The 16,084-nt window shown below is 60.5% G+C and carries 11 protein-coding genes; 5 read left to right on the forward strand and 6 right to left on the reverse strand.

What is annotated here, in order from left to right:
• Nucleotides 1–4: 4 nt before the first annotated feature.
• The 3 genes from AD662_RS06960 to uvrD all read right to left on the reverse strand — a co-directional run bounded on the left by AD662_RS06960 (nt 5) and on the right by uvrD (nt 3,924).
• Nucleotides 5–412, reverse strand: coding sequence for an SMI1/KNR4 family protein (locus AD662_RS06960; RefSeq protein WP_024616886.1), 408 nt, complete (start codon nt 410–412; stop codon nt 5–7).
• Between the two features lie 140 nt (nt 413–552).
• On the reverse strand, nt 553–1,428 hold the full coding sequence (locus AD662_RS06965; protein WP_018613918.1) for a Tim44 domain-containing protein: 876 nt from the start codon (nt 1,426–1,428) through the stop codon (nt 553–555).
• 312 nt (nt 1,429–1,740) lie between these two features.
• Nucleotides 1,741–3,924, reverse strand: a complete 2,184-nt coding sequence (gene uvrD / locus AD662_RS06970) for a DNA helicase II (RefSeq protein WP_018613920.1) — start codon at nt 3,922–3,924, stop codon at nt 1,741–1,743.
• A 260-nt stretch (nt 3,925–4,184) separates the two neighbouring features.
• On the opposite strand from uvrD, the gene AD662_RS06975 reads away from it, so the two are divergent.
• Nucleotides 4,185–7,058 (forward strand): putative bifunctional diguanylate cyclase/phosphodiesterase, encoded by a 2,874-nt coding sequence (locus AD662_RS06975; RefSeq protein WP_053186243.1) that lies wholly within the window; start codon nt 4,185–4,187, stop codon nt 7,056–7,058.
• A gap of 69 nt (nt 7,059–7,127) precedes the next feature.
• Here the strand turns inward: AD662_RS06975 and AD662_RS06980 are convergent, their stop codons facing one another.
• Nucleotides 7,128–7,442, reverse strand: coding sequence for a hypothetical protein (locus AD662_RS06980; RefSeq protein WP_018613925.1), 315 nt, complete (start codon nt 7,440–7,442; stop codon nt 7,128–7,130).
• A gap of 441 nt (nt 7,443–7,883) precedes the next feature.
• Between AD662_RS06980 and hexR the strand changes: the two genes are divergently transcribed.
• Both hexR and AD662_RS06990 read left to right on the forward strand, forming a co-directional pair.
• Nucleotides 7,884–8,750, forward strand: a complete 867-nt coding sequence (gene hexR / locus AD662_RS06985; RefSeq protein WP_003187110.1) for a transcriptional regulator HexR — start codon at nt 7,884–7,886, stop codon at nt 8,748–8,750.
• Between the two features lie 161 nt (nt 8,751–8,911).
• A complete protein-coding gene (locus AD662_RS06990; RefSeq protein WP_018613928.1) occupies nt 8,912–9,121 on the forward strand; it encodes a PA3496 family putative envelope integrity protein in 210 nt (69 codons plus the stop codon).
• Here AD662_RS06990 and AD662_RS06995 read toward each other — a convergent pair.
• Complete coding sequence (locus AD662_RS06995) at nt 9,063–10,025, reverse strand: LysR family transcriptional regulator (protein WP_013694598.1); 963 nt, start codon at nt 10,023–10,025, stop codon at nt 9,063–9,065. The two genes, AD662_RS06990 and AD662_RS06995, sit on opposite strands and share 59 nt — an antisense overlap.
• A 187-nt stretch (nt 10,026–10,212) precedes the next feature.
• Here AD662_RS06995 and AD662_RS07000 point away from each other — a divergent pair, with 187 nt between their 5' ends.
• Both AD662_RS07000 and oadA read left to right on the forward strand, forming a co-directional pair.
• Nucleotides 10,213–11,628 (forward strand): acetyl-CoA carboxylase biotin carboxylase subunit, encoded by a 1,416-nt coding sequence (locus AD662_RS07000; protein WP_003187105.1) that lies wholly within the window; start codon nt 10,213–10,215, stop codon nt 11,626–11,628.
• Between the two features lie 12 nt (nt 11,629–11,640).
• Nucleotides 11,641–13,449, forward strand: a complete 1,809-nt coding sequence (gene oadA, locus AD662_RS07005) for a sodium-extruding oxaloacetate decarboxylase subunit alpha (RefSeq protein WP_053186246.1) — start codon at nt 11,641–11,643, stop codon at nt 13,447–13,449.
• Between the two features lie 63 nt (nt 13,450–13,512).
• Here oadA and AD662_RS07010 read toward each other — a convergent pair whose 3' ends face one another.
• Nucleotides 13,513–15,684: an autotransporter outer membrane beta-barrel domain-containing protein gene (locus AD662_RS07010; RefSeq protein ID WP_053186249.1), complete on the reverse strand. Its 2,172-nt coding sequence runs from the start codon at nt 15,682–15,684 to the stop codon at nt 13,513–13,515.
• Nucleotides 15,685–16,084: the final 400 nt, after the last annotated feature.

A 16,084-nucleotide genomic window follows, 5' to 3' on the forward strand; every position in this document is an offset into this window, starting at 1 on the left:
GGGCTCAGCTTTCCAGCCAGACGTCCCGCGCCCAGTGCCAGACCGATTCCCAGGTTTCTTCGGCGACCAGTTCTTCCTCGGCCTGCCACAGCACCACAGTGCCGTCTTCTTCGACGCAATAATAATCGTCGCCGTCCTGGCAGATCGGGATCAGGCTGCGGTCGACACCGGCATCCCAGGCATTGGCGGCAACGTCCGGCAGGTAGGTGTGGGATTGTGGATCGGTGACGGTCACCGGTTCCAGGCTGCCATAGACGACATCGCTGACGGTCAGCAAAAACTCCCTGAAGACGAATGGGATATCGATGAACAGCTGCTCCTCGATCTCTACCAGCAAGTCTTCGTCGGGCAACTCCAGCGGGACCGGTACGGGCTCGTTGGCTTCACGCAATTGTTCGATGATTTCTTCCACGTCCGGGGATCCTCTTTCTCGATGGCGCGGTTTTATATGGAGCGGTTTATACAGTAGCTCGCTATAGATGCAACTGCGAAATAGAAAACCCCGGCCTGAGCCGGGGTTCTTTTATTTCAACATGCAAAACGGGCAAAGGTTCAACCGTTCTGGCGGATACCGGCCACCAGCCAAGGCTGGTCATCGCCCTGGGCACGTTCCATGTTCCAGCTTTCGCTGAACGCTTCGCCCTTGTCGAAGCGAGAATCCTTCGACACACCGCTGAAGGTCAGGGTGGCGATGGTCTTGTCGGCGCGATCGTCGACGCCGTCCAGTTGCACGTTCAGATTGTCGATGTAGGTGGACTGGAAGCCATCGCCCAGTTCGGCCCGCTCGCGCTTGAGGAACTCCAGCAGCTGCGGGGTCACGAACTCGGAGATCTTGTCCATTTCGTTCGCGTCCCAATGTTGCTGCAGGGACATGAAATGGTTGCGCGCGGCTTCGACGAAGCGGCCTTCGTTGAACCAGGCTGGCGCATTGATGACCGGACGGACGGCGGCAGGCGCTGCCGAACCGCCGAAGATCGAACCACTGGCAGGCTGCTGGTTGAACACTTCACGCTGCATCGGCGCGTGGCCGGCTGGAGCCAATTGCTCCTGCTGCTTGCGACGACGGGCGGCAATGAAGCGGAAGACCAGGAAGGCGATGACCGCCATGATCAGGATGTCGAAGATCTGCATGCCCTGGAAGCCGTCGCCCATGAACATGGAGGCGAGCAGGCCACCGGCGGCGATGCCGGCCAGGGGGCCGAGCCAGCGCGAAGCACCGCTGGCCTTGGTGGCAGCGCCTGCGGCACCGGCCGCGCCTGCGGTGGCAGCGGTAGAACCGGCGGCAGAGGACGGTGCCATCTGGCTGGTCTGGTGAGTCGGGGCAGCGCCCGAGCTTTTACCACCGCCAAAACGCTTGGCGGCATTGGCGTCGATGGCCATCGTCAGGCCGATGCACAGCGCCATGGCGATGCTAAGAAAACGTTTCATATAAAGGCATTCCCATTTGTGGATAGCACGCGCGCCATGTTGCACAGCTGAACTGTTGCTGGCTAGTGACAGAGTGTTTCGGGCTTTTGCGTGACAGCTTAGGTTCAGCTTCGGCTGTGCAAGAAGGCTTGTTCGCTTTGGGCTGTAGGAAAAGTAAATAAGTTCGGTCGGAAACTAATGTGGGATAGAGAGAGATACCTGTGGGAGCAAGGCTTGCCCGCGATAGCGATCTGTCTGACGCATCTGTGTTGAATGTGCCACCGCCTCGCGGGCAAGCCTTGCTCCCACAGCAAGGTGCTTCTTACGAAATCCTTAGATCGCTTCGAGCTTGGCATACCCCAGCATCAGCCACTTGCTGCCTTCGCTGAAGTTCACCTGCACCCGCGCCTGGGCGCCAGCGCCCTCGAAGTTGAGGATCACGCCGTCGCCGAATACCGAATGCCGCACGGTCTGGCCGAGGCTGAAGCCGGTTTCCGGGATGTTGCTGCCGCCGAACAGGCTGCTGGTGCTTTGTTGCTGGCCGCCACCGAACGGTCGGCTGACACTGTTGGACAGCCGCACTTCCTGAATCAGGCCCTTCGGGACTTCACGCACGAAGCGCGACACCTTGTTGTAGGTCTCGCTGCCATACAAACGTCGGGTTTCGGCGTAGGTCAGCACCAGATTCTGCATGGCGCGGGTGATACCGACATAGGCCAGGCGCCGTTCCTCTTCCAGGCGGCCCGGTTCCTCCAGGCTCATCTTGTGGGGAAACAGGCCCTCTTCCATACCCACGAGGAACACGTAGGGGAATTCCAGGCCCTTGGCGCTGTGCAGGGTCATCAGTTGGATGCTGTCTTCATGCTCGTCGGCCTGGGTGTCGCCGGCCTCCAGGGAGGCATGACCCAGGAAGGCCGACAGCGGCGTCAGGTCTTCGTCTTCTTCGGTGCTTTCGAAGTTGCGCGCGGCGCTGACCAGTTCCTCAAGGTTTTCCACCCGGGCCTGGCCTTTCTCGCCTTTTTCCGCTTCGTGGTAGGCGATCAGGCCGGACTGTTCGATGACGGTCTGGGTCATCAAGTGCAGAGGCATTTCCCCGCACTTGGCGGCCAGGTCCTCGATCAGGTCCATGAAGGCCTTCAGCGCACCGGCGGCGCGACCGGTCATGCCTTTGTTGGCGACCAGTTGGTGCATGGCTTCCCACATGGACACATGGCTGTGGCGTGCGTGATCGCGAATCGCCTCGACGGTTTTCTCGCCAATGCCCCGCGTTGGCACGTTGATCACCCGCTCCAGGGCTGCATCGTTGCCACGACCTTCGATCAAGCGCAGGTAGGCCATGGCGTTCTTGATTTCAGCACGCTCGAAGAAGCGCTGGCCGCCGTAGATGCGGTAGGGGATTCGCTCGCGCAGCAAGGCCTCTTCGAGCACCCGTGACTGGGCGTTGGAACGGTACAGGATGGCGATGTCGCTGCGGGCCAGGCCGGTTTTCAGCGCGCTTTCGATGGTTTCCACCACGTAGCGGGCTTCGTCGTGTTCGTTGAAGGCGGCGTAGAGGTTGATTGCCTCGCCTTCGCCGCCGTCGGTCCACAATTCCTTGCCCAGGCGCCCGGTGTTGTTGGCGATCAGGGCATTGGCGGCCTTGAGGATGCCGGCGGTGGAGCGGTAGTTCTGTTCCAGGCGGATGACTTCGGCGTCCGGGAAGTCCGCCGAGTATTGGTGGATGTTCTCGATTTTGGCGCCGCGCCAGCCGTAGATCGACTGGTCGTCGTCACCCACCACCATCAGGCTGTCACCGCCCTTGGCGAGCAGGCGCAACCAGGCGTATTGCACGGCGTTGGTGTCCTGGAATTCGTCCACCAGTACATGCCGGAAGCGCTTCTGGTAATGGGCCAGCAGGCCTGGGTGGTCGCGCCACAGGTCCAGCGCCCGTAGCAGCAGCTCGGAGAAGTCGATGACTCCGGCACGCTGGCACGCCGCCTCGTAGGCTTCGTAGATGCTGCGCATGGTCGCCAGGAACAGGTCGCCGCTGGCCTGGATGTGTTGCGGGCGCAGGCCTTCGTCTTTCTGGCCGTTGATGAACCATTGCGCCTGGCGGGCTGGCCAGCGCTGCTCGTCCAGGCCCAGCTCGCGGATCACCCGCTTGACCAGGCGCTGCTGGTCGTCGCTGTCCAGGATCTGGAAGGTCTGGCTCAGCCCGGCCTCCTGCCAATGCGCCCGCAACAAGCGGTGCGCCAGGCCGTGGAACGTGCCGACCCACATGCCGGCGGGGTTGATGCCCATCAGTTGCTCGATGCGATGGCGCATCTCGGCCGCGGCCTTGTTGGTGAACGTCACCGACAGGATCGAATGGGGCGAGGCGTTCTCGACCTGGATCAACCAGGCGATACGGTGCACCAGCACTCGGGTTTTACCGGAGCCGGCACCGGCCAGGACCAACTGACGACCCACGGAGGCGGCTACGGCCTGACGTTGGGCATCGTTGAGGGAGTTCAGCAGAAGGGAGAGATCATCGCGCATCGGGGCATTCTAGGGTGCGGCGTCACCCCGGGCAAACCGAGCTTTGCATCAGCCGATAAAAGACCGGTTGTGGATGACCGGCGGGTCATAGGCTACAGCCATTGGCGGGACTCGCTTCGAAGGGGCGCGAGCCAATGAAATAGCGACTTTTTCCGTATTTTTATGAGCTGGGGCAGTGTGGGATGGCCCATGGCTTGTGTATGCTCGGTGCTTGTTTCGGGTTCTCCACGCTCTACTGAATAAGAACAAGAACAGTGCCAATGACCCTCAATTCCGATCCGGCGGGCCCCTGTGTGGAGCCGCGGATCATCTGCAAGCAGTACGCCATGGAGATGGCGGTCGAGCGCACACGTCTGCTGTATCAAGGCTCGCTGCTGCCTACGCTGTTCATGTTGCTCAACGGTCTGGTCTGCGCCGCGCTGTTGTGGGAGCCGCGGCGCTATTTCCTGGTCAGCGTCTGGCTCGTCTGGTTGCTGTCACTGGTGGCCTTGCGGGTGATCCAGGTGGCGGCTTTCGATTCGGCGATGCCGAGCCGCCAGGCACACCCGATCTGGTTGCGCATGTTTTTGCTGGGTTCCGCGATGACTGGCCTGACGCTGGCTGGGGCCGGTATCGCGCTGGTCCCGGCCGACAGCTTCCAGCAGCAGGCCTGGGTGTTCGGCCTGATTGGCGCGGCGGCCCTGTCCGCCAGCGTGGCCTACGCGGTGAGTCTTCCCGCCTTCCTGTCCTTTACCTTGCCCTGCCTGTTACCGGCCATCGGCTATCTCTTCTGGGGCGGCGATGAGCAGCAACGCGGGTGGGGCTGGCTTGGGCTGATTGTGCTGGTCTCGTTGAGCGTGGTGGCCTGGCAAGTCAACCGCTTGATTCAAAGCAGTCTGTTGCGACGCTTCCAGAACCAGGCGCTGATCGAGCACCTGCAGCAAGCGCAAACCCGCAGCGCGCAGCTCAACGACGCGCTGGCCCGGGAGGTCGAACAGCGTCGTTCTGCCGAGGAAAAACTGCGGGCGGCCCAGGTGGGCCTGGAGGCGCGGGTAGCGCAGCGCAGTCTTGAACTGGAGGTCACCAGCCAGGCCTTGAGCAAGAGTGAGGCGCGTCTGGCCCTGGCGCTCAAGGCCAGTGAACTGGGGTTGTGGGATTGGAACCTGCAGACTGATGAAGTCCATCACACCCAGCTCAAGGAGCTCTTCGGCCTGGAGCCCGAATACATCACGGCGATGCTCACTCACCTCACTCCGCGCCTGCACCCTCAAGACCTGCCGGCGCTCAAGCGAGCCCTGGTCGAACACCTCAAGGGCCGCAGCGAGGATTACCAGATCGAATACCGTGTGCGTCACGGCGACGGTCACTGGGTCTGGATCGAAGACCGCGGCCGGGCCGTGGAGCGCAGCGTGAGCGGACGGGTGCTGCGTATGGTTGGCACCCGGCGAGACATCAGCGCCAGCAAGGAACTCGAGCAGCAGCGGCAACTGGCGGCCACGGTGTTCGAGGCCGCCAGCGAAGGTATCGTTATTTTCGACCCCCACTACGTGCTACTCGCTGCCAATCAGGCGTTCACGCGGGTCACCGGTTTCAATATCGATGACATGCTCGGGCGCAACGTGGTGGATCTGCCGTGCAGTCGCGACGCGCGCCGGCATTACCCCATCATTCGCCAAGCGCTCAAGCAGCACGGCACCTGGCAGGGTGAGTTGGTAGAGGCACGTGCCAACGGCGAGTTGTATCCGCAATGGCTGCAACTGAACGTCGTGCGCAATGCGCGGGGAAATGTCAGCCATATCGTGGGCTTCTTCGCCGATCTTTCGGCGCGCCGCGAATCCGAAGAACGGATGCGCTACCTGACCCATTACGATGAACTGACCGGGCTGGCCAATCGCTCGCTGTTTCGCGAGCGCCTGCACGAAGCTCATCAGCGTGTGCGCCAGGGCGGACGGCGCAGCCTGGCGTTGCTGCATATCAACCTGGATCGTTTCAAATTGCTCAACGACAGTCTCGGCCATGACATCGCCGACCAGTTGTTGCAGAAAATGGCACGACGCCTGATCAATGCGCTGCCCGAGGCGGATACCATCGCCCGGTTATCGGGCGATGAGTTTGCGGTGTTGTTCGATGCCTATGGCAACCTTTCAAGCCTGGCGCGGGTGGCGACCCGGCTGGCCGCCAAACTGCGTGTGCCGCTGACCATCGAAGGCCATGAACTGGTGCTCAGTGCCTCGATTGGCATCAGCTTGTTGCCCGACAATACGCGGGAAATTGCCACACTGGTCAGCCAGGCGAACATGGCTATGCAGCATGCCAAGCATTTGGGGGGCAACAACTTCCAGTTCTACACCGATAGCCTCCAGGCCAGCACGCTGGAGCGCCTGCAACTGGAGAATCAGCTGCGCAAGGCCTTGGAAGAGCAACAACTGAAGGTCTTTTATCAACCAAAACTGTGCCTGGCGACCGGTCGCCTGAACGCCGCCGAGGCGTTGGTGCGTTGGGATCATCCGGCCATGGGCCGGGTGCCCCCGGGGGATTTCATCGGCCTGGCCGAAGAGACCGGGTTGATCGGGCCGATTGGCGAATTCGTGTTGCGCCAGGCTTGTTGGCAGGCATGCGAATGGCAGCGCCAGGGGCTCGCGCCGATCAGGGTGTCCGTCAATCTGTCGGTGCATCAACTGCGCCAGGGCAAGCTGGTCAGCCTGGTGCGGCAGGTACTGGAAGAAACCGGTCTGGCCCCGCAATACCTGGAGCTGGAACTGACCGAGAGCCAACTGCTCGACAGCGTTGAACACATCATCGCCACGTTCCAGCAATTGCGGGACCTTGGAGTCAAGCTGGCGATCGACGATTTTGGCACCGGCTACTCATCGCTGAGCTACCTCAAGCGCATCCCGGTGGATTACGTGAAGATCGACCAGGCGTTCATTCGCGGGTTGGGTGAGGGCAGTGTGGATGCGGCAATTACCCGGGCAATCATTGCAATGGCCCATGGGCTGTCGCTCAAGGTCGTGGCCGAAGGCGTCGAGCGGCAGGAGCAACTCGAATTCCTCAGGAACGAACGTTGCGATGAGGTTCAAGGGTATCTGATCAGCCGGCCGGTGGAGGCTGAAGGGTTGGCTGGGTTGTTGCGGGCGCAACACCTGGTTGAATGAGCCTGAACCACGACGATAACTTCCCGTCAGGCAACGAAGTCGTCTGACGGAAAGTTATGGAGTCTACGCTTAGTTAGTGATTAGCACGTCATCGATGTGGTGCAGTAACTGGCCTTCGAAAAAGATACTGACGCCAGTGACATTGGAGTCGCCCAGCTCTTTGTATTCAACGAACTTGTCGGTCAGTACTTGCAGTGAAACTCCATCGGAATGTTCAAGTTTCAATTCCAGTCGCAGGTCAAAGGACTTGTCCTGTAGGTCGCTGCGTACCAGCGTCGGGGTAACGCCGCTATTGGCTACAGTGACGGTGCCAAAGGTGCGGAAAGATGCGGCACCTGGCATGCGGTCGATTTGTGCGGTCCAATCTTTAGTCGTGATTTTCATGGTTGTAACTCCTGTAGTTAAGTTGATTGCGTCCTGCGGGAGCCAATATATCGACTTTGACTTGAGAGTGTCTGCTCAATTGCGATTGGGATTGTAAGGAGAAATGAGTTTCCGATGGCTTACTTGGTTCTGTTTTAAGATCTACTGTCTATTGTTACTGGGAGATATTGTTGAGGGGCGCAAGTTGTTTTAGGCGTTGGCTATTGACCGATAGACGATTTTCCCCGCGTTGAAAGCCCAGGACGGGCCTGGAAATCAGCGGATCGGCAGCGTTGAAGGTTTGCGCTACGGCACAAGCTGCTACATCGACGGATCCTCGGCCAAAACAAAGGGGCAGCGCGGCAATCCAGTTACGTTTTGAACGGGCAAAAAGCCAATTCTTGTAGTATAACTACAAGCTTGCTACATCCCGGCATCTGCCCATAACAAGAGTCCAGCCCCTTGAACCTGTTGCAACACATCGCCCAGTCACGCCACTTGCTACGCAAGTCGGAGCTGAAAGTCGCCGATCACGTACTGCTTGATCCTGCGGCCGTGATGCATAGCTCCATGGCCGATCTTGCCCACAGCGTCGGCATCAGCGAACCGACCATCGTGCGTTTCTGCCGGGCCATCGGTTGCTCGGGTTTCCAGGACCTGAAACTCAAGCTGGCGCAAAGCCTGGCCGCCGGCGCGAGCTTCGGTCAGTTTGCGATCCACGAAGACGATTCAGTGGCGGACTACAGCCTGAAAATCTTCGACACGACCCTGCATACGCTGATGGAGGTTCGCGAGAAGCTCGACCCGGTGGCGCTGCAAAAAGCCGTCACGGCCATGTCCCAGGCCCAGCGTGTCGAGTTTTATGGCTTCGGTGCCTCGGGTGCGGTGGCAGCCGATGCCCAGCACAAGTTCTTCCGGTTGCTGCTGACGGCTGCGGCCTATTCCGACCCGCACATGCAGGCCATGTCAGCGGTGACCTTGAAACCCACCGATGTGGCGATCTGCATTTCCCAGTCGGGGCGTTCCAAGGACTTGCTGATCACCGCGAACCTGGTGCGCGAAAGCGGTGCCTCGCTGATCACCTTGTGTCCGAGCCAGACGCCATTGGCGGAACTGTCCACGGTCAACCTGGCCATCGACGTCCATGAAGACACCGAGATCTACACGCCGCTGACCTCGCGCATCGCCCACCTGGTGGTGATCGACGTGCTGGCAATGGGTGTCGCCATGGCCCGTGGTCCAAGCCTGGTCAACCATCTCAAGAGCGTGAAGCGCAGCCTTCGCAGCCTGCGGCTGTCGCCCAAGTCGGTGAAGGCGCTGGACGACTGAATCCCAAGCCCTGAGGTCGAGGGGCTTTTGTGGCGAGGGAGCAAGCTCCCTCGCCACAGGGATCGTTTGCCCGAATTCATCGTTCTGTAACGCACGCGCCGCCAAACCGTCATCCCGCGCCGTCATCGTAAAGCTCCCGTATACGTCTTGGGAGTCTCGACATGACCCAGTCCTACGAAGAACGCAGCGCCGTCAAAACCCGTCGTCAGCAGGAAGACCAGCGCCGCATGGCGTTCCGTCGTGCCATCGAAGACCGCTATGAACAGCGCCAGCTCCTGGCCGAGATCAGCGAATTTCCTGACGCGGCAGAGTTCAATTACTGGCAGGCAACGCCGGCGGCTTCCCGTCGAAACGCTCAACCAGGCCGATGATCTGAGCGCGCTCGCCGCGAACGAATGCCAGGAAGGCGTGAGCCACCGGTGACAGGCGTTTGGCCCTGGCTTGCACCAGGCACCAGCTGCGGTACAGCGGCAATTCCTCCACCGGCAACTCGATGAGTGCGCCGGACGACAGTTCCCGGCTCACGGCGTGGCGCGTCAACAGCGCCACGCCCAGCCCGGCCACTACACACTCGCGCTGGGCCTCCGCCGACGCCACCTCCAGTGTCTGGGTGAAATGCACCCGTTTCTCCTTGAAATATTCCTCGCAGGCCAGTCGCGTGCCGGACCCCGGTTCGCGCAACAGCAGCGTATAGGGCTCCAGGTCCTGCAAGCGCAGCGGGCCCATGTGGCACAACGGATGATCGGGCGGCGCCACGGCGACGATGGGGTTGTTGAGAAAGGGCAGGAATTCCAGGCCCATGTCCTGGGGCACCATGGACATGATCACCAAGTCGTCACGGTTGTCCGAGAGCCGACGGATGACCTGGCCGCGATTGACCACCGTGAGGTTCAGGTTGACCTCCGGATGCTGGCGCTTGAACGCGGCGAACAGGTGCGGGACGAAGTACTTGGCGCTGGACTCCACCGCCAGCTTCAATTGGCCTTGCAGCGAACCCTGCATGTCCGAGAGCTGCATGTCGAGGTTTTCCAGGCGTCCGAAGATGTCCCGGCTGGCACGTTGCAGGGCTTCGGCGGCTTCGGTCATGTAGAGCTTTTTGCCAACATACTCAAACAGCGGTTGGCCAATCAGCTCTTCCAGGGAACGAATCTGTAGGCTGACGGCCGGTTGTGTGAGAGACATTTCATCAGCTGCACGGCTGTAGGACCTCAGGTCGCACACCTCGTTGAAAATCTGCAATTGACGTAATGTCATACGCATCAATGACTTACGCATCTTTCAAGCACCCTGGGCCGAGACGGATAGCGCAACTATAAGTCTTTGCTTATGCATGACCCAATAATTATTCATTTTTGTTAATCAACAGCCAGGACTAGTGTGGGGCTGCGACCAATTGTTACATCTGGTCACGCGTCGGCCTGGACCCCAGGCCGTGGTATCACCGGCTCAAGGGAACCTCCAATTGATAACAAAGATCCTGATCGCCAACCGTGGTGAGATTGCCGTCCGCATCGTGCGCGCTTGCGCCGAGATGGGCATTCGCTCGGTCGCGGTCTACTCCGACGCGGACCGCCATGCGCTGCACGTCAAGCGTGCGGACGAGGCCCACAGCATCGGCGCCGATCCGCTGGCCGGCTACCTCAACCCGCGCAAACTGGTGAACCTGGCGGTGGAAACCGGCTGTGATGCCTTGCACCCCGGCTACGGTTTCCTCTCGGAAAACGCCGAACTGGCAGACATCTGCGCTGAACGCGGCATCAAATTCATTGGCCCTTCGGCAGAAGTCATTCGCCGCATGGGCGACAAGACCGAAGCGCGCCGCAGCATGATCAAGGCCGGTGTGCCGGTCACGCCGGGCACCGAAGGCAACGTGGCGGGCATTGAAGAAGCGCTGACCGAAGGTGATCGCATCGGTTACCCGGTGATGCTCAAGGCCACGTCCGGCGGCGGCGGTCGTGGTATCCGTCGCTGCAACAGCCGCGAAGAACTCGAACAGGCCTTCCCGCGGGTCATTTCCGAAGCCACCAAGGCATTCGGTTCGGCGGAAGTGTTCCTGGAAAAGTGCATCGTCAATCCCAAGCACATCGAAGCGCAGATCCTCGGTGACAGTTTCGGCAACGTGGTGCACCTGTTCGAACGGGACTGCTCGATCCAGCGCCGCAACCAGAAGCTGATCGAAATTGCCCCGAGCCCGCAGCTGACCCCCGAGCAGCGCGCCTACATCGGCGACCTGTCGGTGCGTGCCGCCAAGGCCGTGGGCTACGAGAATGCCGGCACCGTGGAGTTCCTGCTCGCCGAAGGCGAGGTGTACTTCATGGAGATGAACACCCGGGTGCAGGTAGAACACACCATCACCGAAGAAATCACCGGTATCGACATCGTTCGCGAACAGATCCGCATCGCCTCCGGGTTGCCGCTGTCGGTCAAGCAGGAAGACATCCAGCACCGTGGCTTTGCGTTGCAGTTCCGTATCAACGCCGAGGACCCGAAAAACAACTTCCTGCCCAGCTTCGGCAAGATCACCCGCTATTACGCCCCTGGCGGCCCGGGTGTGCGCACCGACACGGCGATCTACACCGGCTACACCATTCCGCCGTTCTACGATTCGATGTGCCTGAAACTGGTGGTCTGGGCGTTGACCTGGGAAGAAGCGATGGACCGTGGCCTGCGGGCCCTGGATGACATGCGCCTGCAGGGGGTCAAGACCACCGCCGCGTATTACCAGGAGATTCTGCGCAATCCGGAATTCCGCAGCGGCCAGTTCAATACCAGCTTCGTTGAAAGCCACCCTGAACTGACCAACTACTCGATCAAGCGCAAACCCGAAGAGCTGGCCTTGGCCATCGCCGCCGCCATTGCCGCCCACGCAGGCCTGTAAGGAACTATGACCATGTCCAAGAAGATCTTTGTTACCGACACAATCCTGCGCGACGCCCACCAATCGCTGCTCGCCACCCGCATGCGCACCGAAGACATGCTGCCGATCTGCGACAAGCTCGACAAGGTCGGCTATTGGTCGCTGGAAGTGTGGGGCGGCGCGACATTCGACGCTTGCGTGCGCTTCCTGAAAGAAGACCCGTGGGAGCGCCTGCGCCAACTGCGCGCGGCGCTGCCTAACACCCGTCTGCAAATGCTCCTGCGCGGCCAGAACCTGCTGGGCTACCGCCATTACAGCGATGACGTGGTCAAGGCGTTCGTGGCCAAGGCCGCCGTCAACGGCATCGATGTGTTCCGTATTTTCGATGCGATGAACGACGTGCGTAACCTGCGGGTCGCCATCGAAGCGGTGAAGGCCGCCGGCAAGCACGCCCAGGGCACCATCGCCTACACCACCAGCCCGGTGCACACCATCGACGCGTTCGTGGCCCAGGCCAAGCAGATGGAAGCCATGGGTTGCGACTCGGTGGCGATCAAGGACATGGCCGGCCTGCTGACCCCGTACGCCACTGGCGAGCTGGTGAAAGCGCTGAAGGCCGAGCAATCGTTGCCGGTGTTCATCCACTCCCACGACACCGCCGGCCTGGCCGCGATGTGCCAGCTCAAGGCGATCGAAAACGGCGCCGATCACATCGACACCGCGATCTCCAGCTTCGCCTGGGGCACCAGCCATCCGGGCACCGAGTCGATGGTCGCGGCCCTCAAGGGCAGTGAGTTCGACACCGGCCTGAGCCTGGAACTGCTCCAGGAAATCGGCCTGTACTTCTACGCCGTGCGCAAGAAGTACCACCAGTTCGAAAGCGAGTTCACCGCGGTGGACACCCGCGTCCAGGTCAACCAGGTGCCGGGCGGGATGATCTCCAACCTCGCCAACCAGTTGAAAGAGCAGGGCGCACTGAACCGGATGAACGAAGTGCTGGCGGAGATCCCGCGCGTGCGCGAAGACCTCGGCTTCCCGCCGCTGGTGACCCCGACCTCGCAGATCGTCGGTACCCAGGCGTTCTTCAACGTGTTGGCCGGTGAGCGCTACAAGACCATCACCAACGAAGTGAAGCTCTATCTGCAGGGCGGTTACGGCAAGGCGCCGGGTTTGGTGAGTGAGAAGCTGCGTCGCCAGGCCATCGGCAGCGAAGAGGTGATCGACGTGCGTCCGGCCGATTTGCTCAAGCCGGAAATGACCAAGCTGCGCGGTGAAATCGGTGCGCTGGCCAAGTCCGAAGAGGACGTACTGACCTACGCCATGTTCCCGGACATCGGTCGCAAGTTCCTCGAAGAACGCGAAGCCGGCACCCTGACCCCGGAAGTGCTGCTGCCAATCCCCGAGGCGGGCAGCGTGAGCTCGGCGGGCGGCGAAGGCGTGCCGACCGAGTTCGTCATCGACGTTCACGGCGAAACCTACCGCGTCGACATCACCGGTGTGGGCGTCAAGGCCGAAGGCAAGCGTCACTTCTACCTGTCCATCGATGGCATGCCGGAAGAGGTCGTGTTCGAACCGCTCAATGAATTTGTCAGTGGCGGCAGCAGCAAGCGCAAGCAAGCCACTGCACCGGGCCATGTCAGCACCACCATGCCGGGCAACATCGTTGATGTGCTGGTCAAGGAAGGCGACGTGGTGAAGGCCGGTCAAGCAGTGCTGATCACCGAAGCCATGAAGATGGAAACCGAAGTGCAGGCGGCCATCGCCGGCAAGGTCACCGCGATTCATGTAGCCAAGGGCGACCGGGTCAACCCGGGCGAGATCCTGATCGAGATCGAAGGCTGAGTAAACAGCCTCGATACAACGCTTTAACCTCGGGGGGGCATGTGCTCCCCTTTTTTTTGCCTGTCAGAACATCATTCGCCACTGGCCGGTCAACGCGCCGTTGCGGTTGTCCTGCCCCGTTTCGCCGCTGTAGTTCAGTCCCAGGGTATGACGTGGCGATACGGCCAGGTCCAGTCCTGCTTGCAAGAGAAGGCTGTCGCGGTCCAGCTCGACTCCTTTGATGAGGTAGACATTGCCGCCGTTAGCCAGGCGTTGATGGGAGCTGCCCCTGATGTCGCCGTATAGGTGTTTCCAGCCGACATCGACGCGCGGCATCAACCGCATGCCTCGGTCGAAAATCAAAGGACGGGCGAGGCGCAGGCCGAGGTCGCTGCTGTAGTGTTCCTGTGCCTGGCCGTTGTACAGCAACGCGGCATCGCCACCTTTTTCCGCGTAGGCGTCGCGTTGGTAGCGTTGGTAACCCACCTGGACGTAGGGCTCTATATCGAACGGTCCGACGTCCAGGTGGTAGCCGACCTGTCCGAAGACCTGTTGCGTCGTGGCGTCGTAGCGACCCTTGAGGCGATCACTGAAACCGTTGAACGCGACATGGCGCTTGGTGCTGCCGTCGTGATTGCCATGGACAGCGCCCAGGCGCAGCGCCAGCGGACCGTCCTCGCGCAAGGCGTAGGCGCCCACGAGCCAACTGTCGAGCGCTCCGTCGAATTGATAGCTGTCCAGTCGTGTCTGGGTCTTGCTGCCGATGATGCCCAACCGCCAATTGGAGCTGACAGCCCAATCGGTTCCCAGCATCAGGCCCTTGGTCGAATGCTTGAGGGCATAGCTGCCCAATTCCTTGGCGAGGCTACCGCTGTTGCCGATGGCCTGGACCCAGACTTGGCCGTTGTCGTACCCATCCGCCGGACTTCTCCGGCTCATGGCCGAGAGCATTCCCGTGCTGATCGGCGCGACACTGCTCAGGGTGACATTGCCCAGGTCGGCGGTGTCATAACCGCCCAGTTGGTCGATGGCATCGGCGGCGGTGGTCAGGTTGGTGCCGAGCAGCGCATTGACGGCTGCGTTGGGTTGCGCGACGGGAGTGGTGTGCGGCTGGCTGGTGGGTTTCGGTTCAATGCTGGCCACTGGCGACGCTTGGCGGGGATGTTGGGCCGGATCGACTTTCGCTTGGGTGGTAGGTGACCGGACAGCCGCTACATTGTCGACAGGCTTGGGCGGCAGTGGCGTGGCCGTTTGCGGATCTTCGATACTGTTGGTGAATCTTTCTGCGTTTTCGTTCTTTGCTGCAACCTTGAGGGGGATGTCGTTGCGCGCATAGGTCAGGCCAACCTCCGTCCCGCTGTAGTGCGGGGTCGCCGTCATGAAGGTGAGATTGCTAATGACCGTGCCGAACTCACCCTCAATGTCCCCCGCTCGGATCACCGTGTGCTCGCTCGTGCCCATGTTTTCGACCGGTACAGCATCGATTTTCAGGGTCGTGTTGTTCAGTGTCGCGGTGCCTTCAACGTTGATCGTCGAGCTACGACCATCAGCATCGACGCCATAGATCAGCTCTGCGCCGCTCAACAGCTCGAAGTTTCCTTTGATCGAGGGGGCACCGGTCTCAGGCCCGACCCTCAACTGACCCGCTACGCTCAGAAATTCCACGGATCCATTGCCGCTGAAACTGGCGTTCTCGCGCACATGGACACCGCCATTGACTGTGCCGGAATTTGTCATGCGGGCGCTTGGTTCGATGATCACGTTGTTGGCGACAACCCCCTTGTTATCGAACGCACCGAGTACCCCGATCTGTCCGTCGATATGGCCGGTGTTGGTCAACGTGGTCTCCGGCTCGATCACTCCCCAACCAGCGAAATTCCCGGTGTGCTCCCATTCGCCTTTAGTGACATGCAAAGCCTCGAAATTGCGGGTCTCAGGTACTTTGGAGTGTTGAGCATCGCCCAATCGCAGAACGTTGGTTCCGCCACCTCCATCAACAGTCCCGCCGAACGTGCCATTTGCGCTGACGTTGACCAAGTCATTGGTCTTAGTCAGTTTCATGCCTTTTTTGCGGGGGGTGACAATACTGTGATGCTTAGTGTCTGTAGCTTCTTCGAGTGCTTTGAGACGCTCTTGAAACTCGGCCGTCGTAGGAGTCTCGGCAGGTGACTGAGCCATCGAAACCTCGACACAGCCGAGCGCCAAGGCTATTGCCAGAGCGAGATGTTGGGGAAGATATGAGTGTTGGGTAGGCATTGAGTACGACCTCTCATGAATGAGGTCGAACTTTAAAAACTTCATCCCGGGTCGCGATGCCAGCCGTCTCCTAGCCGCTGGCGAGACATAGCGATGGAGCTTGTAGGCTGCCCACGCTGTGATCACAGCATCACCGCGCCGGCCTCCGTGGCTCGAAGCATTGCCCTACAGCATACCCAGACCTTTCTGCGTGGCTGAATTCCGAGATCTGTCTGTCAAATATCGAATCTGTAAACCCGTTCCGGGTTTCACGTAGGATAGCTCCGAGATCAAGAAACCCGGTTTTTTGTCATTAGGGCCTCGCCTATAGTTCTCTCGTCATCGACAAATCGGTGACCGATCTTAGCCGGTCGAACAAGAGTGCACGAGCGCCCCCAACGGCGGCGCTTTTTGCTGCCTC

This window comes from Pseudomonas kilonensis (assembly GCF_001269885.1).
Lineage (GTDB): Bacteria > Pseudomonadota > Gammaproteobacteria > Pseudomonadales > Pseudomonadaceae > Aquipseudomonas > Aquipseudomonas kilonensis.